The sequence below is a fragment of the Flavobacterium muglaense genome (assembly GCF_014305155.1).
GTDB lineage: Bacteria > Bacteroidota > Bacteroidia > Flavobacteriales > Flavobacteriaceae > Flavobacterium > Flavobacterium muglaense.
This window is the reverse complement of the sequence record NZ_JACRUK010000059.1, coordinates 1-23,150: the sequence shown is the minus strand read 5'-3', so window position 1 is coordinate 23,150 and position 23,150 is coordinate 1. Positions and strand designations below refer to the sequence as shown.

Below are 23,150 nucleotides of genomic sequence, written 5' to 3'. Positions count from 1 at the left end.
GTTATAATATAGACCAAATATAATATAAAAAAACCAATTATCAAAATTGGTTTATATTATATTTTTGTTCGGTATTATTTTGCTTTTTGTTCCGCATAGGGCAAAAAAAAACCCCAACAATGTTGAGGTTTTTCGGGTAAAGAGATAGTAAACTATCTTCTTTTGTCTTTGATTTTTGCTTTTTTACCAGTAAGTTCTCTGAAGTAGAAAATTCTAGCTCTACGAACTGCACCTTTTTTGTTGATTTCAATTTTTTGCAAAGCTGGCAAGTTTACAGGGAAGATACGCTCAACTCCTACAGCACCTGACATTTTACGAATAGTGAAAGTTTCTGTGTTTGCAGAACCTCTTCTTTGAATTACAACTCCTTTGAAAAACTGTGTTCTAGTTTTTTCACCCTCTTTAATTTCGTAGTAAACTGTGATAGTGTCTCCAGCTCCAAATACAGGGAAATCTTTTCTTGTAACTAATTCGTCTTTAACGAATTTCATTAAATCTGCCATGATAATTTTAATTATGGTTTTTATTAAATCAACATTCACGGATCTCGCCAGAGGTTAATCTAAAGTGGGTGCAAAAGTATTAAAAAAAGTTTAAAGTTTAAATTTTATTTTGTTTAAAGTTAAAATATTCTAATCTGCTAGCTTTTAGGGTCTATGCTTGGCTTTATTCTTCAAGTAGATCTGGGCGCCTTGTTTTAGTATGTTCGTAGGCCATATCCTCATTCCATTTGTCGATCTTAGCAAAGTTACCACTTGTCAATACATCCGGAACTTTCCATCCTTTATAATCTGCTGGGCGCGTGTATATAGGTCCGGATAATAAGCCGTCTTGAAAACTATCGGTCAATGCTGAAGTTTCGTCACTCAATACACCTGGAATTAATCGGATTAAAGCATCAGATAAAACTAATGCTCCTAATTCTCCTCCAGATAAAACATAATCTCCTATCGAAATTTCTTTGGTGATAAAATGATCGCGAACACGTTGATCCACTCCTTTATAATGACCACAAAGAATAATGATATTCTCATACATTGACATGGTGTTGGCCATTTTTTGATTTAAAGTTTCTCCGTCAGGTGACATGTATATAATCTCGTCGTAGGCTCTTTCGCTTTTTAAATGCGTAATACATGCATCAATAGGTTGCACAGTCATAACCATACCTGCTGCACCTCCGTAAGGATAATCATCTACACTTTTTTGTTTGTTGGTGGTGTAGTCTCTTAAATTATGAAAATGAACTTCGACGAGTCCTTTGTCAATAGCACGTTTCATAATAGAAGCTTCAAAAGGGCTTTTAAGTAAGTCTGGTAAAACGGTAATAATATCTATTCGCATAATTATATTTTTCGACTGTAAAAATAGTTTTTTATCAGCTATGATTTTATTTTCAGTCTAAGGTTTTAATAAAAAAAGGCAATGCAGTTCATGAAATGGCCAGAATGGCTGTTATGTACTACATTGCCTTAAAACATTATTTTTTTTGTTCTTGTAAAATCTTACATTAATTTGCTAAAAAATAAAGCGTTCCAAAATAACTTTTCAGTTCCAAGCCAGAATGCTCGAAAATTAGTGTTATCGGTAAAAATTAATATTTTCCCATCTCCTTTTCGTATGGCTTGAAAAGGTACTGTTTCTTTGAGAAGCGCTAAGTTGGGTTTCGAAATATAGCCGCTCAATAACGGTGTTTTAGTATATTGAATCGGATTCGCAAAGCTGTTTTTATTAGGCTCTATAATGATTGACGTGTTTCTAAAGATTGGTAATTTGTTTCTAGGCATCCCAAAATTGATAGGGTGTGATAAGTCTAATTTAGTTTCAAAAATAGCACCAGCAATCAATTGTGCTCCTCTAAAATCGTCAACTTGTTCGAAACTAATATCTTTAGCCTCTTGCTTGTTTGTTTTTAAAGTAACTTCAATAATCTTAGAAGCGTTCAGCCATTTTATAGCATCTTGGTAAGCAATTAATGTTCCCCCGTTTTGTACCCATTGCTCTATTTTAGTTGTTGTTTCCTTTGAAAGTCCGGAGTAGTTTCCGTTGACTAAAATTAAAGTTGTGTATTTGCTTAGATTAACTCCTTGAATTTGGTCAGTGTCTATTTTTGTTAGTGGCATCGCTGCTTTTTGATCAAATAAGTGCCAAATTTCACCTGCATCAGCAGGATCAACTCCTTTGCCAACGAGCATGGCAACTTTAGGAACTGTTAATGTTTCAAAATTAGGGTTTCCTAGATTAATTCCGTCCGTAAATCCGGTGCTTACCGCAGTGATGTCAAAAGGGTAATCGGGTATTAATGTGCTAAGGTATTGGTGAATTTCATCGGTATTCATTTCTTGGTTTTGCACAGGAATAAATAAACTTCCGTATGAAAATACTTTGCCATTATGTGTAAACGGTTGTGAAGTTGTTCTCACGCGCAATCCTTTGGATAACAATTGGTATAATAATTTAGGTGATTTGTGATCGGTCCATTCCATCAAGTATCCAATGTTGCTTTTTCCTGTTACAGTTCCTGTTTTTATAGTTGGTTCGTACTTTGATCCCGCTTCTGCTAAAGAATTTAATCCTTCGAAATTTACATTGAAAGCCAAGTCGAAACTCCAAGCCGAAATATCATAAAACAAACTGTCTTTGAACTTGGTTTGACGGTCAAAAATAGCGTTGATCAATTTTGTGTTTTGTTGGTCGACCGGAATAATGTAACTGTTATCTTTTGTGAATTTTTTAGTATTCACGGTAATGTCATTTTTCAAAGCCAGCATTTCGACTTTATGTTGGCTTAAAATTTTAGCCAACTCGTTTACACGCGTAGCATCTTTTTCGTCGCCTATTACGTATCCTTTGATCTTGCTGCTTTTGCTTTCTGCTCTAGCATTGGTGTAAAAATCACGTTGATAGTTTAGCAACTCTGTCCTCATTTCGGATGTAGCTTGCAAAGTAGATAAGCTTGTTGTAAACTGGTTTCTTATCGTAAAAGGGAAAGTAATAACTCCGTTAGCACTTTCTTGAGCATGACCTCTTGAACTTGCTTGTTCAAATAAAATTCCTATTGAACCATTGATGTCTGGGTATGACGATCCTTTGCCGTAATAAAAATCATCGTAGTTTTCTTCGATAAAATAAGAACTTCCTATCTTGTCTAAGGCTTTAGCATGATAACCAGCAATTTTCATGGTCAGTTTTTGATTCAATTCGGGAGTTAATGGGTTGGTTCTGCTTGGTTCTCCTGGTTGGAAAAAATAGGTAGCATTCGTTCCCATTTCATGAAAATCACAAAGAATATTTGGCATCCATTTTCTAAAAGTTTTAATTCGAGCCTGGCTTTCGGGTAATTGAACAGGTAGCCAGTCTCTGTTCATATCAAATAAATAATGATTGAATCGTCCTCTTGGCCATCCTTCATTAAACTCACGATCATTAGGGTCGGTCACTAGATTAGTGCTTTTATTGCTGTTTACCCAAGTCGAAAATCGTTGAATTCCATCAGGATTGAAACAAGGATCTAAGAGAATTACAGTGTTTTCTAATGTTTTTTCTAATTCGGCACTCTCACAAGCAGCCAGATAGTAGGTTAATGCGATCGCTGCACCAGAACCACTGGATTCATTACCATGAATAGAATATCCTAAATAAACAACAATAGGCATGTCGGCTGTGTTTTTGGCATTGCTTCCAGCTTTCAGGTTTTCTAAATGTTGTTCATTAATTTCTTTAATGCGGGCCAAGTTTTTTGGGCTCGAAATGGTTAGTAATTGCAAAGGACGGTTTTCGAATGTGTAGCCCGTAGTTTCAATGGCAATGCGGTCTGATACTTTTGCAACAGCAGCCATGTAATAAGCCAGTTGGGTATGATCCGTGTGCATTTCTCCTAATTCAAAATTGAAGATACTTTTTGGGGTAGGAATGTTTTTATTGTACGTCACATTTTGCGGCAAATAATAATCTAGCGTAGGCTGTGCTTTGTGCTGTGCGCTGGCCGCAAAAGCGATTAGAAAAGTGAAATAATACAGGAGTTTCATAAATAAGTATATTGAGTAGGTTAGTATTTGAAGTAATAATTAAACATTAAATTGTCGCAAATGATGGTCCACATGATTCCACATTAATTTATTCCAATCGTCATAGCTCATGTTTCCCCAAAAAGGATGCTTGATTATTTTGATGGATTGATGGCCATCGGTAAAGCGGCTGTAGTTTTTTACCAATTCATTTTTAGCGGTTTCAAAGTCGTATTCGTCTGTGAATATAAACTCTTTGGCGGTTGGACTGTTTTTTTTGAATTCCGAATTGAATATTTTATCTTTCATCAACCGACCAAAAAGTCTGAAAACAAAATTCACTTTAACCGTATTTTCGCCAAAGGCAACGATAATAGCTTCATTAGTATGTTTGCACATTTGCGTAGCATTCATTTTACCCCAAACGGCTTTACTTGCAGGAGTTAGATTATTGATTCTTGAAATAATGGCCTCGTTTTCGGCTTTGTCAAAGATAGAATGCATGCTTTTTTGTTTTAGAGAAAAACAAATATAAGAATATTTTTTTCAGCAGTAGTTGCTTTTACTAGGCTTAAGCAAGAGAGCTGTTTTATAAACTTCTCGTCGGGATCGTTTTCGTAACCCTTTTTTTTGCGTACTTTTATAACCGAAAATAAAACAAACTCACATTATGAAAATTTTTTCAAAAATAATTTTATCAGGTAGCATGCTTGTTATGATTGGCTCACTGCAATCACTTAATGCGCAAAATAAAGAGGTAAAAATGACAAATCCATTATTACAAAAAAGTGCGTTGCAATACCAAGCACCGAATTTTAGTTTAATTAAAGACGAACATTTCAAACCTGCATTCGAATACGGTTTAGCAGTACACGACAAGGAAATAATGGCAATTGCTGATAATTCAGCCAAAGCTACTTTTCAAAATACGGTATTGGCTTTAGAAACCTCAGGAGTTGATCTAAAAAGAGCAACTAGTGTTTTTTATAACCTAACCGGATCTAACACAAACCCAACTTTACAAGCATTACAAGCAGAATATGCTCCGATTTTCTCAGCGCATAGCGATAAAATGTACTTGAATACTAAGTTGTACAACCGTTTTAAAGCTGTTGATTTGAAGGCGCTAAAAGGCGAAGACAAAAAGTTGACACAATATTATTTGCAAGAGTTTGAACTGGCAGGAGCAAATTTATCGGATGAGGATAAAGAAAAAATGAAAAAAATAAATGAAGAGCTAGCTAGTTTAGGTACTTCATTTGGAAATAAATTATTAATCGCTCGTAAAAACGGAGCCGTTTTATTTGATTACGCTACTGACCTTGATGGTTTGAGCGCTAATGAAATTGCTGCTGCAAAGGCCAAAGCAACTGAGGCTGGTCACGAAGGTAAATATTTAATTGGATTGTTGAATACTACACAACAACCGTTATTACAAAGCTTAACAAGTAGAACGACGAGGGAAAAGTTGTTTAAATCGTCTTGGACACGTGCCGAGAAAAATGATGATGGAGATACTCGAGAAGTATTAGAGAAAATGGCAAGATTGCGTTTGCAAAAAGCCAACTTAATGGGTAAAAAGAATTTTGCCGAATGGAAGATTCAAGATCAAATGGCACAAACGCCAGAGAGAGCTATGAACTTATTGGCCAAAATCGCTGCACCCGCAGTTGCTAAGTCAAAAGTGGAAGCCAAAGAAATTCAAGATTTAATCGATGGACAAAACGGTGGTTTTAAACTAGAACCATGGGATTGGAATTTTTACTCAGAGCAAGTGCGTAAAGCCAAATACGATCTAGACGAAAGTGAAGTTAAACCATACTTTGAACTAACAACGGTACTGGAAAAAGGAGTTTTCTTTGCTGCTAAAAAAATGTACGGAATCACCTTTAAAGAACGCAAAGATTTACCCGTTTATCATCCAGATGTGGTGGCTTACGAGGTGTTTGACAACGACGGAAAATCAATTGCAATTTACTACTTAGACTTCTATACAAGAGACAATAAAAATGGTGGCGCATGGATGAATAATTTTGTAGATCAATCCCATTATTTAAAACAAAAACCAGTAATTGTAAACGTTTACAACTTTGCAAAACCAGTAAATGGGAATCCTTCATTGATTAGTTTTGATGATGTGACTACTATGTTCCATGAGTTTGGACACACTTTACACGGTTTGTTTGCTAATCAAAACTACACTAGTTTATCGGGGACTGCGGTGCCGCGTGATTTCGTAGAATTCCCTTCTCAAATCAATGAGCACGCTGCTTTAGATCCTGAAGTATTAAAAAATTACGCCATTCATTATAAGACTAAAGAGGTGATTCCGCAAGAATTAATCGACAAGATTAAAAAAGCAGAAACCTTCAATAAAGGATATGATGTGACTGAGCTTTTGGCTGCAGCAACCTTAGATATGAACTGGCATACTGTGTCTAATGAAGCCGACTTCAAGCCTGCTTTAGTTTTCGAAAAAGAAGCACTTGAAAAATACGGATTATTAGTAAATGAAGTGCCTACAAGGTACCATACGCCTTATTTCGCACACATATGGTCAGGCGGTTACTCGGCGGGATATTATGCTTACACTTGGTCAAAAACATTAGATTATAATGTATATGACTGGATGAAAGTAAACGGAGGTATGACTAGAGAAAACTGTGAACGCTTTAGAAAATACATTTTATCAGTAGGAAACAGTGTCGATCTTAACCAAGCTTTCAAAGAATTCATTGGGCACGACATGGAAATCGAACCGTATTTAAGAAACGCCGGACTTTCAGATAAATAATAATTGTTGACATTCAATATTCAAATGGCATTCGTAACGGATGCCATTTTTTTGTACCTTATTTTTTAGGAGCAATTTCCAGCTTTTCACTCTATCTTTTCTTGCTTAAAGAAAGCAAGAAAAGGATGCCGTTGCAATCTGGGCTAGGCCAACTGCTAGCGATTTTGTTACCGTTTTTAAATTGTAAAGTTTTCCTAATTGTTTTTCAGTAGGATTCTTTCTGTTTAAATTTACAGTCCACAAAAATAATAGAAAATGAAATTAAAGCAATTTTTCCTACTCTTTTTTATAACCGCAACTTCATTTGCGCAGCAAGACCAACTAAAATGGTTAGATATCAATTTAACCAATTATGAATACCCATATCCTGTTCATTTTATCACCTTAAATATACAGCAACAACAACTCAAAATGGAGTACATGGATATAAAACCCGATAATTATAACGGAAAAAATGTCCTGCTGCTTCACGGGAAAAATTTCAATGGTGCTTATTGGAAAACAACCATCGATGCCTTGACTAAAAAAGGTTTTCGTGTGATTGTTCCCGATCAAATTGGTTTTGGAAAATCAGATAAGCCAGATCATTTTCAATATACGTTTCAACAATTAGCACAAAACACAAAGCAAATTTTGGACGCATTAGGGATCGACAAAACAACTGTTTTGGGACATTCAATGGGCGGCATGATAGCGACACGATTTGCATTGATGTATCCTGAAGCGACAGAAAAATTAATTCTAGAAAACCCAATAGGACTAGAAGACTGGAAACTAAAAGTGCCCTATCAAACTGTAGATTGGTGGTACAAAAACGAACTAAAGCAAAGTTATGACGGGATTAAAAAATACCAATTAGACAGTTACTACGACGGAAAATGGAAACCGGAATACGATCAATGGGTGAATCTATTAGCAGGTTGGACTTTAAATTCTGACTTTGAAAGAATTGCGTGGAACTCTGCTCTGACGTACGACATGATTTTTACGCAGCCCGTAGTTTATGAATTCCAAAACATAAAAGCACCTACTTTATTAATTATTGGTACTAGAGATAGAACAGCTTTAGGAAAACCATTAGTTTCGGAAGCTGTAAGAAACACAATGGGTTTGTATGCTAATCTAGGTAAAGAAACACAAAAGAAAATCCCAAATGCGAAGTTGGTCGAAATTCCTAATATTGGACACATGCCACACATTGAAAGCTTTGAAGAATTCATAACGCCTTTAACTGCGTTTTTAGAAAAATAAAACAGCAACCATTTTCTTCAAGGGAATTATTGCCAACAAACGCAGCCAAATTGCCAATCAATAAAATACAGGAACAACCTAATTTTGTCCTGCCAATTAAAATAAATAAATGATGAGTACAGATAACACAAATGCAGGTTTACAAGCCACTTTAGATAATGCCAAAAATACTTGGGAAGCAAAAGCGCCTGAGCAAATAAAAGAAATTTACGCCGAAGGAATTGCTGATGTAGCACGTCAAAACGTAATTGAAAACGCAAAAAAGAATGATGATAAAGCGCCAAATTTCACACTAACTAATGCTACTGGTAAAGCGGTGCAGTTAAGTGACTACCTTAAAAAAGGACCAGTTGTATTGACTTGGTACCGCGGTGGCTGGTGTCCGTATTGCAACATGACGTTGCATTATTTGCAAGAGCAATTGCCAAATATACAACTAAGAGGCGCTAGTTTATTAGCACTAACACCAGAATTGCCAGACAAATCAATGTCTACTGCTGAGAAACACCAATTGCAATTTGAAGTGCTAAGTGATGTGGGAAACAAAGTAGCGAAGGACTACGGAATTGTTTTTAAACTAACAGATGCCGTTGCTGATTCCTACCAGAAAGGATTTGACTTACACGGTTTTAACGGTGACGAGTCGGATGAGTTGCCTCTTGCAGCTACTTATGTAATCGATAAAGACGGTACAATTGTATATACTTTCTTAGATGCCGAATATAGAAACAGAGCCGAAGCCAAAGACATTCTTGCTGCTTTAGACACTATCAAAAAATAAGTAGATTAAAAGATATAGTTTTAAAAACACCCTCAAGAGTGAGATGCTTTTGAGGGTGTTCTATTTTTTAAAATGTGCTAGTGTATTTTAAATTTTAGCTTTTTTTTAAAACGATACTATACAAACACAACGTATTTTTGCGCGATGGATTTATCAAAAAAAAAATGTCTTATTTATGGCAGTGGCTACCGGACTTATTGTAGCCAATTTATATTATTGCCAGCCTTTAATTGTACTAATTGCTGACGAATTTAAAATTCCACATGCCGATGCTGGAACCATCGCTTACCTTACGCAAGCAGGCTACGCCATTGGTTTATTCTTTATGGTGCCACTGGGAGATAAGCTAGAACGAAAAAAACAAATTTTATACACCACTTTTGCCTCGGTTATTGCTTTAATCATTGCAGCAACAGCTCAGAGTTATTTGATTTTAGAAATTGCGTCACTTTTAATTGGGATTACTTCTATTGTGCCACAACTTATTTTGCCTTTAGCAGCCTCCCTTAGTGCTCCAGAAGCCAGAGGAAAAGTCGTAGGAACCATCATGAGCGGACTCTTAGTTGGTATTTTACTTTCTAGAACATTAAGCGGGTTCATTGGTGAAGTCCTTGGATGGCGGGCCATGTTCTGGATTGCTTCTGGATTGTGTTTGCTTTTGTTTTTTATTATCAAAAAACAATTTCCATACAATAAACCGGTTTTTAAAGGTTCTTATGGACAGCTTATTAGTTCGCTTTTTACACTTATAAAAGAACAACCGTTACTTCGTGAAGCCACATTAATCAATGTATTTAGTTTTGCACAGTTTGGCGCTTTTTGGACCACGATGGTATTGTTGCTTTCTGCCGAACCTTTTAATTTCAACAGCGCTACCATTGGGTTATTTGGGATTGTTGGTGCTTCAGGAGCTTTGGCCGCACCATTAGTTGGTAAACTAGGAGATAAAGGGAGTTCCAGAGTTGCGGTAGGGTACGGTTGTATGTTAATTGCGTTGAGTTTTGTGATTTTTTACTTTTCAGGATCAAGTGTTTTGGGAATTATTTTTGGGATTGTATTCATAGATATCGGTTTGCAAGGGGTTCATATTTCAAATCAAACTCGTGTGTATTCGATCTTGCCCGAAGCGAGAAATAGAATGAATACTGTTTTTATGTCGTTTAGTTTTCTAGGAACCGCCGGTGGATCAGCATTTGGGTTGTTTTTATGGCAATTAGGTGGTTGGCACGCGGTAACCTTAGGCTGTTTACTTTTATCAGCCTTGTCGTTTTTAGTGTATGGTTACACATATAAATCCAAAGCGAAAGCCTTGAAAGTAGGTATGGATAAAAATTAATTTGTAAATTTGTAATTCAATAAAAATAAATAAAGATGGAAAACGGAATATACGCTAGATTTAACACTGCAAAAGGTGCCATTTTAGTAAAATTAGAGCATGAATTAACTCCTGGAACGGTAGGTAACTTTGTAGCTCTTGCTGAAGGAAACATGGAAAATAAAGTTAAACCTCAAGGACAAAAGTTCTACGATGGTTTAAATTTCCATAGAGTTATTCCTGATTTTATGATTCAAGGAGGATGTCCTCAAGGAACAGGAACTGGTGACCCAGGATACAAATTTGATGATGAATTTCACCCAAGTTTAAAACATGACAAACCAGGGATTTTAGCAATGGCTAATTCAGGACCTGGATCTAATGGTTCTCAATTTTATATTACGCACGTACCTACTTCATGGTTAGACGGTAAACATACTGTTTTTGGTCATGTTGTTGAAGGACAAGATGTTGTTGATGCAGTTGGTCAAGGAGATAAATTAGACTCTCTTGAAATTGTAAGAGTAGGGGAAGAAGCTCAAAAATGGAATGCTATTGAAGCATTTGTAGGTTTAAAAGGAGCGCGTTTGAAAAAACAAGCAGCTTTGAAAGCAGAATCTGAAGCGAAAATGGAAACATTAGCTGCAGGTTTCGAAAAAACAGAAAGCGGATTGCGTTACCAATTCATCCAAAGAGGGGATGGGAAACAAGCAGAAGCTGGTAAAACAGTAGCTGTGCATTATGAAGGATCATTAGAAACTGGTAAAGTCTTTGACTCTTCTTACCCAAGAAAAAAACCAATCGAGTTTAAATTAGGTCATGGTCAAGTTATCGAAGGATGGGACGAAGGTATCGCTTTATTGAAAGTGGGAGACAAAGCTCGTTTTGTAATTCCATCTGACTTAGGTTACGGACCAGCGGGAGCAGGAGGGGTAATTCCACCAAACGCTACTTTGATCTTTGACGTTGAGCTAATGGACGTGAAATAATATAAGGATGCAGTGTTCATTTTTTTAAGGATCACTACTATATTTTGAAAAAACCAAAGCGAAAGCTTTGGTTTTTTTGTTTTACTAAAAAATTCTGGATCAACATTACAGTGCAAACATACCAATTATCAGTTCGAGCGAAGTCGAAAACCACTAGTGTAACTTGACTGGATTTGATCTAAAAAAATAGATTGATTATATTATAGTTGGTTTTTGGTGTAAAATCTTATTTCCACTTAATATTACAACCTATACTTGGTTTTTGATTGGGATTGATACTTCGGTTATACAGTACGCCATCAATAGCGCCTCGCAAATCGCTTCCGCTAAGGGAGATCCCATTTCCAGGACGACTATCGTCTAATTGTCCGCGATAGACTAATTGATCTTGACTGTCAAATAAATAGAAATCAGGGGTGCAGGCCGCTTCATAGGCTTTGGCAACTTCCTGCGATTCATCATATAAATAGGGAAATTCAAAATTATTTTCGAAAGCAAATTCGGTCATCAGCGCAGGTGCATCTTGTGGGTATTTAACGATATCATTGCTGGAAATGGCCACAATTCCTAATCCTTGTACACGGTAATCATTGGCAATCATTACAATTTCAGTAATAACATGTAGGACAAACGGACAGTGATTACAAATAAAGAGTACTAAAGTTCCTTTTTCTCCTTTTACATCAGCATACGATAAGGACTCAGATCCGGACTTCATGTCTCTCAAGTAAAATTCAGGTGCTTTAGTTCCCAGCGCAATCATATTGGATAGTGTATTTGACATCGTTTGTTTGTGTTTAATTAGTAGCTTTAAAGTTAAGAAAAAAGGATGGCTTTTAGTTCAAATTGACTATTTTTAGTTTTTAGAGTGCTACAAAACGAAAATAATAGGAAGATGGAAAACAATTTAAGTTGGTCAGAATTTGAAAAAACCGAAATGCGAATTGGAACGATTCTCGAAGTGCATGATTTTCCCGAAGCTAGAAAACCAGCCTATCAATTAACCATTGATTTTGGAATCGAAATTGGAGTCCGAAAAACTTCGGCCCAAATTACAAAACGCTATTCAAAGGCAGATTTGCTGGATCGGCAAATTGTAGCGGTCGTTAACTTTCCTAAAAAACAAATAGGTAAGTTCATGAGCGAATGCCTCGTGCTAGGCGCAGTAGGGGTGGATGGTGATGTGATTTTACTTGCTCCCGATTTTAGAATAGAAAACGGACTTCGAATAGGATAAACTATTTCTCGGCTATTTGCCAGTTGCTTATTGTAGTGCGGGTGTTGAACCCTAATTTCTCATACAGTTTTATAGCGCTATTATTGGCTGTAGCGACATGTAAAAAAGGCGTTTTGTTTTGTTTTAAAATGGCATTGGCAGTATGTGCAACTAATTGTTTGGCATAACCTTCTCCAGTATGATCGGGATGGGTAATCACCGCGCTTACTTCTATGAAATCATCCATTTGCATGCGTTCGCCAGTAATAGCCACAAGTTGATGGTCTTTAAAAATGCCGTAATAATTTCCTAAATCGGCAGTTTTTGACTTGAAATATTCGGGATAAACGATTTTTACTAAGACCAAAAGTTCGGGGCGATGACTTTGATTGAGTTTTGTGATTTCGTCAACATAAGAAATGACGATTGGTTGCTTGACGATCATCTGGTAACACAATAGTTCATCTTTTACGTATAAGGATTCTGGTAAAATAGGCTTAGCGCCAAAAATAAAAAAGGAAGGAACTGTTTTGGCATAAAGTACTAAGTCCTGAGGATCATTTGCAACAGCATTAAATGCGCCAAAAGCACAATATTCTGGATTATAAAAGTGAGTCTTGTTGTAAGTAATAGCTAGTTTTTCATGGCTTTCCGCCAAAGAATACCATACGGGATTGTCTAGTTTATGTGGGATGTACATGAGTTGATTTAGAATTTTTAAGTTGACTTAAACAAAAGTTGGTCGCTTTACTCAATAGGTAAACTTTCAATTTGTCCCCATTCGGTCCAGGAACCGTCATAAATCGCTTTTTCGTTATTGTTCCCAATGATTTTGTACGCTATTAAATCAATGCAAGCCGTAACCCCTGATCCACAACTAAAATACATTGGATTGCTGTGTTGAGGTAGTACTTGGGATAACTCCTCTTTGGGTAAAAAATGACCGTCACGCAGCACAGTCGTGTACGGAATGTTGATCGATCCTGGAATATGACCTGAACGCAAACCAACTCTAGGTTCTTTGGTTTCTCCTAAAAATCGATCGCTAGATCGCGCATCGATGAGAACGGCTTCCTTTGTTGCTATGTTTGCTAGTATTTGTTCTTTGGTTTTAACCAAATTTGAATTGAAGTTGGATTCAAAATTCCCGCTGGTATAACTTCTGTTCTCGATGGCTTCGAGTGGAAGATTTTCTTTTGCGTAAGCGGGTAAACCTCCGTCTAAAACCCAGACAGATTCATGTCCCATAATGGTAAATAACCACCACGCTCGCGGGCTCGTGTACGCGCCTAGGTTGTCATAAATAACAATTTTGCTGTCTTTATTTATACCTAGTTTTTGGGCTGCTTTTGCGAAAGCATCCGTATCTGGTAAGCTATTGGGCAATGGATTTGTAGTGTCGCTAAAATCATTTTTAATGTCAAAAATGCGTGCGCCAACTATTTGCAAACCTTCAAAACGTGTGGATTCGTTGTTTTGATTTCCTTTTTGTGAGGCATCAAGAATAATTAATTTTGGATCGGCAAGATGTTGCTGCAGCCATTTTATAGAGACAATTGGTGATTTCATTTAGACGGTTTTAAAAACTTTTTTATCGTAAATATAAGAAATAATGAGTAAGATCAAGGCGATTAATGCGGCGGTGTATTCACCATCTGCTGCGTTAATATGAGCACTAAATGCAAGTATGAATTCAAAAAAGAAGCCGGCATAAGCAAGCTCTTTTAAAAAAGGAACTTTTCGAGTCAAAATGGCAAGTACGCCCAGAATTTTGGCAAAAGCCAGCGGATAAATGATATAAGTAGGATAACCTAGATTTTTGAACATTTGTTGGACCATAGGGTTTTTTAAAAAATACATCCCAGCTGACATAAGCATTAAGGCAGATAATAATAAGGTCGATATCCAGTACATGATTTTATTTCTCATAATGATTTGGGTTATGGTAGTGAAAACAAATTAGTGTAATATAGCAATTAAGTTATCCATTTTTATAGCGTTTGTACCATTTATACAATTCAATCCACAATACCGAAACGCTACTTACAGCAAGGCAAGTGCCTAATTGAGGGATGTCTAGTGGTATAACTTCAAAAAAAGTAGCGACTGGACTACTGTATAAAATGAGACCGAGCATTAATAAAGTGATGGAGTTGACAAAGATCATCATGTTGTTTTTGTTTTTCAATGATGTAAATACAGAGTAATAAAAAGAGCGATTCACCAGCGATAAAATGATATTAGCAAAAACCATAGTAGTAAATACAAGGGTTCGAGTAGTTTTTTCGTCACTACCGTTTTGTACACTTAGTTGGTACACAATTAGTATTCCGGCCGTGATGGCAATTCCTTGAATGATGCTAATGCCCATTTCTTTTAACGACAAAAAAGTGGTGCTTAACTCTCGGGGTTTTTGGGTCATACTGTTCTTTTCGGCGGGTTCGTTTTCATAAACAATTGAGCACATAGGTCCCATGACTAGTTCTAAGAAAATCACGTGCACTGGTGAGAAAATGTCTGGATAAATCCAACCTAGAAATAAGGGTAATGAGACTGTTAGAATGATTGGAATATGGATGGATACGATGTATTGCACCGCCTTTTTTAGGTTGGTATAGATGCGTCGTCCAGCAGCAACTGCTATAATCATCTTGGATAAATCGTCATCAACCAGAATCAAATCGGCGGCGGTTTTAGCAATTTCGGTTCCTTTTTTACCCATTGCAATCCCTATGTGTGATGCTTTTAATGCAGGGCCATCGTTGACACCATCACCAATCATGGCAACTACTTGGTTGTCATTTTTAAGCGCGTTAACCACAGCTAGTTTAGCCGCTGGGAACATACGTGTCATCAAAGTGCTTTTGTGAATGCGTTCTAGGCGGCTCACTTCATCTAGTTGCATGATTTCGTTTCCTTCCATGGCAAAGTTGGGGTTTTTTATACCTGCCATTTGGGCAATTGCCTTAGTGGTCGCACTGTTATCTCCCGTGATTACTTTTACTTGTATGCCCGCTTCGTAAAATTGCTTGATTACCTGCTGGATATTGACTTTTGGGGGGTCGTAAAAAATAACCAAGCCCACAAAATGGAACGGGAGCTCTTGCTGGTACTCTGGGTAATTGCTTCCTGAAAAATCAGAATAGCCAACAGCTAGAATGCGGTAGCTCTTAGCGGCAACTGTTGTAATTGTTTGTTGAATCGTGTTTTTCTCTGATTGATTTAGGTTTGAAACCTGCAGTAAGGCTTCTGGAGCACCTTTGGCAGCAATGATGCGTTGGCCTTGTTTGTTTTCAAAAACGTGTGTCATCATCGGCGGTTTTCCGTCTAGCGGATATTCGTGTACCATGGTGTAATCACGACGACTGTCATCAATAGTAGTGGTTTCGTATTCGTGATGTAATGTTTGTTCCATTGGGTCAAAAGGAATTGGCTCGCTGGCCCACATGGCAAGTTCGATTACTTTTTTTGCGGAAGCATTATGCCAATTTTCTTGTTCGAATAATTGATTGGTTTCAAAATTATAGACCGATTGCAAGCTCATTTTATTCTGGGTAATGGTTCCCGTTTTATCCGTGCAAATAACCGTTGCGCTTCCTAGAGTTTCTACAGTTCGGATTTTTTTGACAATAATGCCTTCTTTCATCAATCGCCAAGACCCCAATGCCATAAAAGTCGTGAAAGCCACTGGAATCTCTTCGGGTAAAATAGACATTGCTAGGGTTAATCCTTTTAATAAACTATTTAAAAGGTTGTGTGTTTTCCAGAAATAAACACCCCAAACTAACAAGAAGATCACAATCCCGATGATGGCCATGCCTTTTACAAATTTTTCGATTTGTATTTGTAGTGGTGTAGGTTGTTCTTTGATGTTTATAATTGAATTGCCTAGTTTTCCTATTTCGGTTTCTGGGCCTATTTTGGTGGTTTTGTAAACGGCGAGTCCGGAAGCGACTAATGTACCACTGTAAACCGTTTTTTTATCGGTCTTCTCTGATTTGAAAACGGCATAAGCTTCTCCTGTCAATGTGGATTCATTAACAGAAAAATCGTTGCTATGTACAATTTCGCCATCGGCATTAATGGTATTTCCTTCTTCGGCAATGACCAAGTCGTTAATCACAATTTCTCGGGTAGGGATTGCTACAGCAAGACCATTTCGTAAAACGGTGCTCAACGGTTCGTTTAATTTTTCTAATGCTTCGAGCGCTTTGCGGCTGCGGTTGTCTTGAAAAAAGGATATTCCAGAAACTGCAACAATTGCAGCGAGCATGAAAAAAGCTTCACTGTTTTCGCCCAAAATGAAATAAATGATGGCAACTGCAATTAGTAAGAGTAGCATGGGTTCTTTGAGTAAGTCAAAAAGAGCGAGCCACCACTTGTATTGTTGTTTTTGGATTTGTTCGTTATTGCCAAATTGATTTCTAGATGCTAGCACTTCGGCATCGGTTAAGCCAATGATATTTTTTGGAATATTGATTTCTTTTGCCATAGGGAAAATCGGAATGGATAATACTCAAATATAAGTTTTTTAGTTGGATCAAAAAATGATAGTTGTCAGTCTTTAGGTAATAATGGTTGATTTAAAGGATTGCAGTGAAGCGTTTGAAAATGAATTTTTTTATTATTCGAATAAAAAAAAAGCCTAAAAAATTAAATTTTCAGGCTTTGATTGTTGTATGGTATGGCGGCTTATTGTTCTACTGCTATTGGTTTAGGTTGGTGCAGTACAAGTTGAGGAAACGGAATTTCGATTCCTTCCTTGTCAAAAGCAACTTTTAGTCTTTTGCGCAATTCTCCTGTCACTTCCCATTGCTTGCTAGGTAAGGTTTCTCCAAGGATTTTTAACATAATCGAAGAGTCGGCAAAGTCGTTGACTCTCATGAATTGTGGTGTTAGGATGATGTTTTCTTTCCATAAAGGATCATTGGCTAGCTCGTTACCTACTTGATTGATCACGGTAATTACATGTTCAAGGTTAGAGTTGTAACTCACTCCCACATCAAGGTTGACACGGGAATAATCTTTTGAAAGGTTAGATACTTTCTTGATTTCCCCATGCGGGATGTGGTGTACAGTTCCGTCTAGGTCGCGTAAGGTTGTTTTGCGTAAGCTAATTTCGATTACTTCTCCGCTGGCATTGTCAAAACTCACAATGTCGCCTATGCGATATTGGTTTTCAAGTATGATGAATAATCCAGAAATGATGTCTCGAATGAGGTATTGACCACCAAAACCAAATGCGAGTCCTACAATTCCAGCCGCAGCTAATATAGGAGCGATCTCAACACCAAACTCTTGCAGTATCATCAAGGAAACAATTAGTAATAATGAAATTTGAGAGGTGGTTAAGAATATTTGAGTAAGGGTGTTTTCTCTTTTTTCCTCGGCTTCTGGAGAGGAGAATTTATCGGGGCGTACTGCTATTTTTACTGCTTTTTCAATAAAGCGCTTCATGATTTTATGTAGTAGTAAGGCGCCAATAATTAAAAAAACAATTTTCACACCTCCAGTCAATAGCCAATTTATAATTAAATCTCCGTATTTGTCTAAGTGTTTTTGAAAAAAATCTTGCATCTATTTGAGTTTTAAATTGTAGTTTTTAATAAAGCAAAAAGTCCTGAAAATCATTCGATTTTCGGACTTTTTGTAGTTGTTATTATTGCCAGAAGGCGTTTGAATTAAATATCGTCAAAGTCAATGTCAGTAAAACTAGAGATACTTGGCATTGCTTCTTCGGCGCCAACTTTTTCAGTAACATATTCTTTTTTGAAATCTTTTTGGTGTCTTTCTGAAATTACCTCTTCGCCTTTGTGGTTCAAGACATACGAAGTCATTTCTTCTAATATTTCGGAGAAAGCTGTAAAGTCCTCTTTGTATAAATATATTTTATGTTTTTTGAAGTGAAATGAACCATCCTCTTCAGTAAATTTTTTACTTTCTGTAATTGTAATATAGTAATCATCTGCTTTTGTAGCTCTCACATCAAAGAAGTAAGTTCTTCTTCCAGCACGTAAAACTTTAGAAAAGATCTCTTCTTTTTCTAACATGTCATTTTCTCTCATAATCCGTTCTATCAATTAATTGGTGGTTGTTAACTAGTAACCAAAAATCTTAAAAAATTATGTATTACACAACAATTAGAGCATTTCTTTTTCTGAAAGTTGTTTTAAATACAAGGACGCATAATAGCCTTCTTGATTTACCAATTGATTATGAGTTCCTTGTTGAATAATTCGTCCGTCTTCTATAATTAGAATTCGATTAGCGTTTTTAGCCGATGAAACGCGATGGCTCACTATAATGGTTGTTTTGTCCTTGCAAATTTGAAATAAATTGTTCAAGATTGTTTCTTCGGTCTCTGTGTCTACAGCCGATAAACAGTCGTCAAAAAGCAATATTGGAGGGTTTTTTATAATGGCTCTTGCAATAGAAACCCTTTGTTTTTGACCTCCTGATAGCGTTATTCCACGCTCGCCCAGAATGGTTTCATATTGTTTATTGAAGCCCATAATATTGTCATGAACTACAGCGCTTTTTGCGGCAGCAGCTACCTCGTCATCAGTGGCGTTTTCTTTTCCAAATTTGATGTTGTTTTTTATCGAATCTGAAAATAGAAACGCATCTTGAGGAACGATCCCAATGCTGTTGCGTAAGTCAAATAAATTGAGACTGCTAATTTCAGTATTGTCTATTAAGATAGCGCCATCGGTCGTGTCGTACAATCTTGAAATCAAAGATAAAATAGTCGATTTTCCAGAACCGGTTTTCCCTAAAATAGCAAGAGTTTCTCCTTTGTTTACTGTGAATGAAATATTTTTTAAAGCATTGATTTTAGTGTCTTCGTAGGTGAAGCTTACATTGTTAAATACAATATCTCCTTCGATGATAGACGGTTTTGTGTTTTTGTTTTGAATTTCGGGTTCGGTTTTTAGAAATTCATTCAATCGTTTTTGAGATGCTTCGGCTTCTTGAACCATAGACGAAACCCATCCTAATGAGGCTACTGGCCAAGTAAGCATGTTTACGTACAAGATAAATTCGGCAATGGTACCAATACTTTTTATCGTTCCGTCGATGTACATAATTCCACCAAAATAGATAACCACTAGGTTACTGATTCCGATTAAAGCTAGCATTAAAGGTCCAAATAGGGATTGTACTTTGGCTAGGTTTAAGCTTTTGTTTTTACTTTCGTTTGCAAGGGCAATCATGTTATTTTGATGTTGATCTTCTAATGAGTACGCTTTTATGACACGTACGCCAGAGAAAATTTCTTGCGAAAAACTTGATACTTTTGATAAATACTGTTGGAAAATGGTACTTCTTTTATTGATCTCTGAGCTCAGTTTGAAAATCCCGTAAGAAAGTAAAGGAAGAGGCAATAAGGTGTAAGTAGTAAGTCTTGGTGAGACATTGTACATATATACAATGACAATCGTAAAGCGTATGATCGTATTGATGGAGTACATTACCGCTGGGCCCACGTACATTCTTACTTTGGACACATCCTCACTAATACGATTCATTAAGTCGCCGGTACGGTTTTGCTTGTAGAAATTTTGAGATAAATTCTCGTATTGTCTAAAAACTTCATTTTTTAAATCGAACTCAATATGTCTAGACATGACAATCAAGGTTTGTCTCATTAAAAAGGTCAAGAAACCTGCAATGATTGTCGTGGCAATGATCAATAATACATTCGAAATTAGCTCTTCTCTGATAACTGTTGATGCGACCGTTTTGTCTTTTGAGAACGCTTCAATTGCCTTAAAGGATTGACTAATTAACTTGGGAGTGAACAGCATGAAAATTTGCGCAATGATTGTGAACAAAATCCCTAGTGAAAAGCTGTATTTGTATTTTATAAAATATTTGTTTAAATAACTTAATTCTTTCATTTTTTTTGTGATATTCGGCATTATGATTCTCTTTTTTTTAAGGGAATCGTTGTTTTATTATTTTTTTATAAGAAGCGGTAATTTGATGTAATTATATGAATTGTTTATATTTATTATCAAAAAATGAAATATATGCATTTTTTGTTTAAATTTGATTTGTCTTTTTGACAAATTCATAATTTTATCACTATAAAAATTAACGCTATGGATGCAACTTTCGCAACAGGAAAGGAACTTCAAAAAATGGATCCCGTTTTCGGACAATTATCATTTGATGATCACGAACAAATTGTATTTTGCAACGACAAAGATACAGGTTTAAAAGCAATTATTGGTATTCATAATTCAGTTATGGGCCCCGCTTTAGGAGGTACACGCATGTTTGATTATGCTAATGAATGGGAAGCGCTAAACGATGTGTTGCGCTTGTCTCGTGGTATGACATACAAAGCGGCTATTACAGGTTTGAATATTGGTGGAGGTAAAGCTGTTATCATGGGTGATGCTAAGACAAAAAAAACACCTGAATTAATGCGCAAGTTTGGAGAATTTGTACATTCTTTAAGCGGAAGATATATTACTGCCGAAGATGTAGGGATGGAAACCAAAGATATGGACATTGTAAGAGATGTTACTCCTTATGTTACCGGAATCTCTGAGGAAAGAGGTGGTGCAGGAAATCCATCACCTGTGACTGCTTTTGGAGTATATATGGGCATGAAAGCTGCTGCAAAACATAAATTTGGATCAGATTCTCTTGCGGGTAAGAAAGTTTTAGTACAAGGAATTGGTCATGTTGGAGAAACATTAGTTGACTATTTGACTAAAGAAGGTGCTATTGTGACTATTGCTGATATCAACGAAGAAAAATTATACGAAGTAGGAGCAAAGTACAATGCAACCATTTTTACAGGTGCTGATTTATATACTGCCGATGTTGATATTTATGCGCCTTGTGCAATGGGAGCAACTATTAACGATGCAACCGTGAATAAAATTAAAGCCAAAGTTATTGCAGGTGCTGCTAATAATCAATTGGCTAATGAAGATATTCATGGTGCTATTTTGCAAGAAAGAGGAATTCTTTATGCTCCAGATTTCTTGATAAATGCAGGTGGAATTATCAATGTTTACGCTGAGCTTGCGCATTATGGTAGACCAGAAATCATGACGAAAACTGAAAATATCTACAATACAACCTTAGAGATTTTTGATTATGCTGTTGCAAATGATATCACAACGCATCATGCAGCACTAAGAATTGCTCAAAATCGTATTGATCAAAGAAAAATAGAAAACAGTAAATAATAGTTCGCTATGTACTACTTTGCTATTCCGTGTTGCATTTTTGGGAGTTAATCCAAAAAGCCAGCACGGAATACTTTTTTAAAATAAGCAATTATATATTTTATTATAAACTATGAAATGTTTATTTTTGCACCCTAATTAATAAAAGTTCTTACAAGGTGGTAAATAGAAGACACATACGCGTTAAAGTAATGCAATCGATTTATGCGATGCATCAAAACGGATCTGATAATCTAGAAAAAGAAGAAAAATTTCTTTTCTACAGTATCGATAATATTCAAGATTTATACCTTACCATGATTTCCTCTCTTATGGAAATAGGTAAAAAAGAAGCTGAATTTCTTCATAAATCAAGTCTTAAACATCTTGCAACTCCTGAAGAGCGCAAGCCAAATGAAAAATTTGTTAAAAACAGTCTTTTTCAAATCTTTGCCGAAAACAATTCACTAAGTATTGCTTTAGAAACTCGTAAAATTGATGCATGGTCATTAAATGACGATTACATTGTTTTGTTGCTTAATGCAATCAAAGCAAGTGAGTACTATAAAACGTACATGAGTAATCCAGCAACTAGTTTTGAAGAAGACAAGCAATTGATAGTTGATTTGTTTACTGAGGTTATTGTGCCAAATGAAAAATTGTATGAATACTTGGAAGATGATAAGCTAACATGGATTGATGATATCCCATTGGTGAATACGTTAATTATCAAGCAATTGAAATCGATGAAACCGATCATGGATGACAATTTTACGGTGCCAAAAGTGTATAAAGATGCTGAGGATAAGGCTTTTGTAAAGGATTTGTTTCGAAAAACAATTTTAAATGAGGCTGAATTAGCGAAAGAGTTTGTAGATAAAACACCAAACTGGGATAGTGATCGTATTGCTGAGGTAGATACAATTATTTTAAAAATGGCCATTTGCGAGTTTTTAAAATTCCCGTCTATTCCTGTTAAAGTAACTTTAAATGAGTATTTAGAACTTGCCAAAGAATATTCTACTCCTAAAAGTAGTATTTTTATCAACGGTATTCTAGATAATTTAGTAAAGGAGCTAGAAGCTAATAAAAAAATGGTTAAAGCCGGTCGCGGTTTAATGTAATACTAATAAATAAAAAAAAGATTTGAAATTATGGAACAATTAACTCAATTTGCACCGTTTTTATTAATGTTTGTGGTAATCTATTTCTTCATGATTAGACCACAACAAAAAAGAGCAAAAGATGAAAAATCATTTGAAAGCGCTTTAAAAGTTGGTGACAAAATAGTTACAAAAAGTGGTCTTCACGGTAAAGTAGCTGAGCTTGCAGAAACGACTATAGTTGTTGAAACAATGGCAGGAAAGTTAAAAATGGAGCGTTCAGCAATTTCTATGGAAATGAGTGCTGCTTTAGCAAAAAAATAATCCTTATTTAAAGGTTATAAAAAATCCCAATCGGAAATTAAATTCTGATTGGGATTTTTTTTATTTGTATTTATCATTCAAACCTATGTTTTCAATAATCATAGGTTTTATTGGTCCCAAAAATAGTTAAAACTATGCACTTTAGTGCATTTCGCTTTTAGCTTCTAAAAATGTACATTTGA

Annotated in this window: 21 protein-coding genes; 9 read left to right on the top strand and 12 right to left on the bottom strand. The window is 36.0% G+C overall.

The window, feature by feature from the left end; all coding sequences use genetic code 11:
* Positions 1-152: 152 nt before the first annotated feature.
* From rplS to H8R24_RS15980, 4 genes are all read right to left on the bottom strand, one after another.
* On the bottom strand, positions 153-503 hold the full coding sequence (gene rplS, locus H8R24_RS15995) for a 50S ribosomal protein L19 (protein WP_187021088.1): 351 nt from the start codon (positions 501-503) through the stop codon (positions 153-155).
* A gap of 163 nt (positions 504-666) precedes the next feature.
* A complete protein-coding gene (gene trmD, locus H8R24_RS15990) occupies positions 667-1,344 on the bottom strand; it encodes a tRNA (guanosine(37)-N1)-methyltransferase TrmD (protein ID WP_187021087.1) in 678 nt (225 codons plus the stop codon).
* Between the two features lie 161 nt (positions 1,345-1,505).
* Positions 1,506-4,028 carry a M14 family metallopeptidase gene (locus tag H8R24_RS15985; RefSeq protein WP_187021084.1) on the bottom strand — a complete coding sequence of 841 codons (2,523 nt, stop codon included), beginning with the start codon at positions 4,026-4,028 and terminating at the stop codon, positions 1,506-1,508.
* 39 nt (positions 4,029-4,067) lie between these two features.
* Positions 4,068-4,511, bottom strand: coding sequence for a DUF1569 domain-containing protein (locus H8R24_RS15980; RefSeq protein WP_187021082.1), 444 nt, complete (start codon positions 4,509-4,511; stop codon positions 4,068-4,070).
* Positions 4,512-4,722: 211 nt separating this feature from the next.
* Between H8R24_RS15980 and H8R24_RS15975 the strand changes: the two genes are divergently transcribed.
* From H8R24_RS15975 to H8R24_RS15955, 5 genes are all read left to right on the top strand, one after another.
* Positions 4,723-6,801 (top strand): M3 family metallopeptidase, encoded by a 2,079-nt coding sequence (locus H8R24_RS15975; RefSeq protein WP_394354176.1) that lies wholly within the window; start codon positions 4,723-4,725, stop codon positions 6,799-6,801.
* 255 nt (positions 6,802-7,056) lie between these two features.
* Positions 7,057-8,052: an alpha/beta fold hydrolase gene (locus H8R24_RS15970; protein WP_187021077.1), complete on the top strand. Its 996-nt coding sequence runs from the start codon at positions 7,057-7,059 to the stop codon at positions 8,050-8,052.
* A 109-nt stretch (positions 8,053-8,161) separates the two neighbouring features.
* Positions 8,162-8,833 carry a peroxiredoxin-like family protein gene (locus H8R24_RS15965; protein WP_225876850.1) on the top strand — a complete coding sequence of 224 codons (672 nt, stop codon included), beginning with the start codon at positions 8,162-8,164 and terminating at the stop codon, positions 8,831-8,833.
* A gap of 175 nt (positions 8,834-9,008) precedes the next feature.
* Positions 9,009-10,169 (top strand): MFS transporter, encoded by a 1,161-nt coding sequence (locus tag H8R24_RS15960; RefSeq protein ID WP_187021074.1) that lies wholly within the window; start codon positions 9,009-9,011, stop codon positions 10,167-10,169.
* A 35-nt stretch (positions 10,170-10,204) separates the two neighbouring features.
* A complete protein-coding gene (locus tag H8R24_RS15955) occupies positions 10,205-11,137 on the top strand; it encodes a peptidylprolyl isomerase (protein ID WP_187021072.1) in 933 nt (310 codons plus the stop codon).
* A gap of 226 nt (positions 11,138-11,363) precedes the next feature.
* On the opposite strand, the gene H8R24_RS15950 is transcribed toward H8R24_RS15955, so the two are convergent.
* Positions 11,364-11,921, bottom strand: coding sequence for a thioredoxin family protein (locus tag H8R24_RS15950; protein ID WP_187021069.1), 558 nt, complete (start codon positions 11,919-11,921; stop codon positions 11,364-11,366).
* 111 nt (positions 11,922-12,032) lie between these two features.
* Here H8R24_RS15950 and H8R24_RS15945 point away from each other — a divergent pair, with 111 nt between their 5' ends.
* On the top strand, positions 12,033-12,374 hold the full coding sequence (locus H8R24_RS15945) for a tRNA-binding protein (RefSeq protein WP_187021066.1): 342 nt from the start codon (positions 12,033-12,035) through the stop codon (positions 12,372-12,374).
* Between the two features lies 1 nt (position 12,375).
* Here the strand turns inward: H8R24_RS15945 and H8R24_RS15940 are convergent, their stop codons facing one another.
* The 7 genes from H8R24_RS15940 to H8R24_RS15910 form a co-directional block, all read right to left on the bottom strand.
* Positions 12,376-13,053, bottom strand: a complete 678-nt coding sequence (locus H8R24_RS15940; RefSeq protein ID WP_187021063.1) for a GNAT family N-acetyltransferase — start codon at positions 13,051-13,053, stop codon at positions 12,376-12,378.
* A 47-nt stretch (positions 13,054-13,100) separates the two neighbouring features.
* A complete protein-coding gene (locus tag H8R24_RS15935; RefSeq protein WP_187021061.1) occupies positions 13,101-13,922 on the bottom strand; it encodes a sulfurtransferase in 822 nt (273 codons plus the stop codon).
* A complete protein-coding gene (locus tag H8R24_RS15930) occupies positions 13,923-14,282 on the bottom strand; it encodes a DoxX family protein (RefSeq protein WP_222617418.1) in 360 nt (119 codons plus the stop codon). It abuts the gene before it with no gap.
* 52 nt (positions 14,283-14,334) lie between these two features.
* On the bottom strand, positions 14,335-16,845 hold the full coding sequence (locus tag H8R24_RS15925; protein ID WP_187021058.1) for a cation-translocating P-type ATPase: 2,511 nt from the start codon (positions 16,843-16,845) through the stop codon (positions 14,335-14,337).
* Between the two features lie 200 nt (positions 16,846-17,045).
* Positions 17,046-17,930, bottom strand: a complete 885-nt coding sequence (locus H8R24_RS15920) for a mechanosensitive ion channel family protein (RefSeq protein ID WP_187021055.1) — start codon at positions 17,928-17,930, stop codon at positions 17,046-17,048.
* Positions 17,931-18,034: 104 nt separating this feature from the next.
* The gene (locus tag H8R24_RS15915; RefSeq protein ID WP_187021053.1) at positions 18,035-18,418 is read right to left on the bottom strand and encodes a PUR family DNA/RNA-binding protein; all 384 of its coding nucleotides are present in this window, start codon (positions 18,416-18,418) and stop codon (positions 18,035-18,037) included.
* A 75-nt stretch (positions 18,419-18,493) separates the two neighbouring features.
* On the bottom strand, positions 18,494-20,254 hold the full coding sequence (locus H8R24_RS15910) for an ABC transporter ATP-binding protein (RefSeq protein ID WP_187021050.1): 1,761 nt from the start codon (positions 20,252-20,254) through the stop codon (positions 18,494-18,496).
* Positions 20,255-20,458: 204 nt separating this feature from the next.
* Between H8R24_RS15910 and H8R24_RS15905 the strand changes: the two genes are divergently transcribed.
* The 3 genes from H8R24_RS15905 to yajC all read left to right on the top strand — a co-directional run bounded on the left by H8R24_RS15905 (position 20,459) and on the right by yajC (position 22,968).
* Complete coding sequence (locus H8R24_RS15905) at positions 20,459-21,562, top strand: Glu/Leu/Phe/Val family dehydrogenase (RefSeq protein WP_187021048.1); 1,104 nt, start codon at positions 20,459-20,461, stop codon at positions 21,560-21,562.
* 191 nt (positions 21,563-21,753) lie between these two features.
* Positions 21,754-22,665, top strand: a complete 912-nt coding sequence (nusB, locus tag H8R24_RS15900; protein ID WP_187021089.1) for a transcription antitermination factor NusB — start codon at positions 21,754-21,756, stop codon at positions 22,663-22,665.
* Between the two features lie 30 nt (positions 22,666-22,695).
* On the top strand, positions 22,696-22,968 hold the full coding sequence (yajC, locus tag H8R24_RS15895; protein ID WP_187021045.1) for a preprotein translocase subunit YajC: 273 nt from the start codon (positions 22,696-22,698) through the stop codon (positions 22,966-22,968).
* The last annotated feature ends 182 nt before the right edge of the window (positions 22,969-23,150 follow it).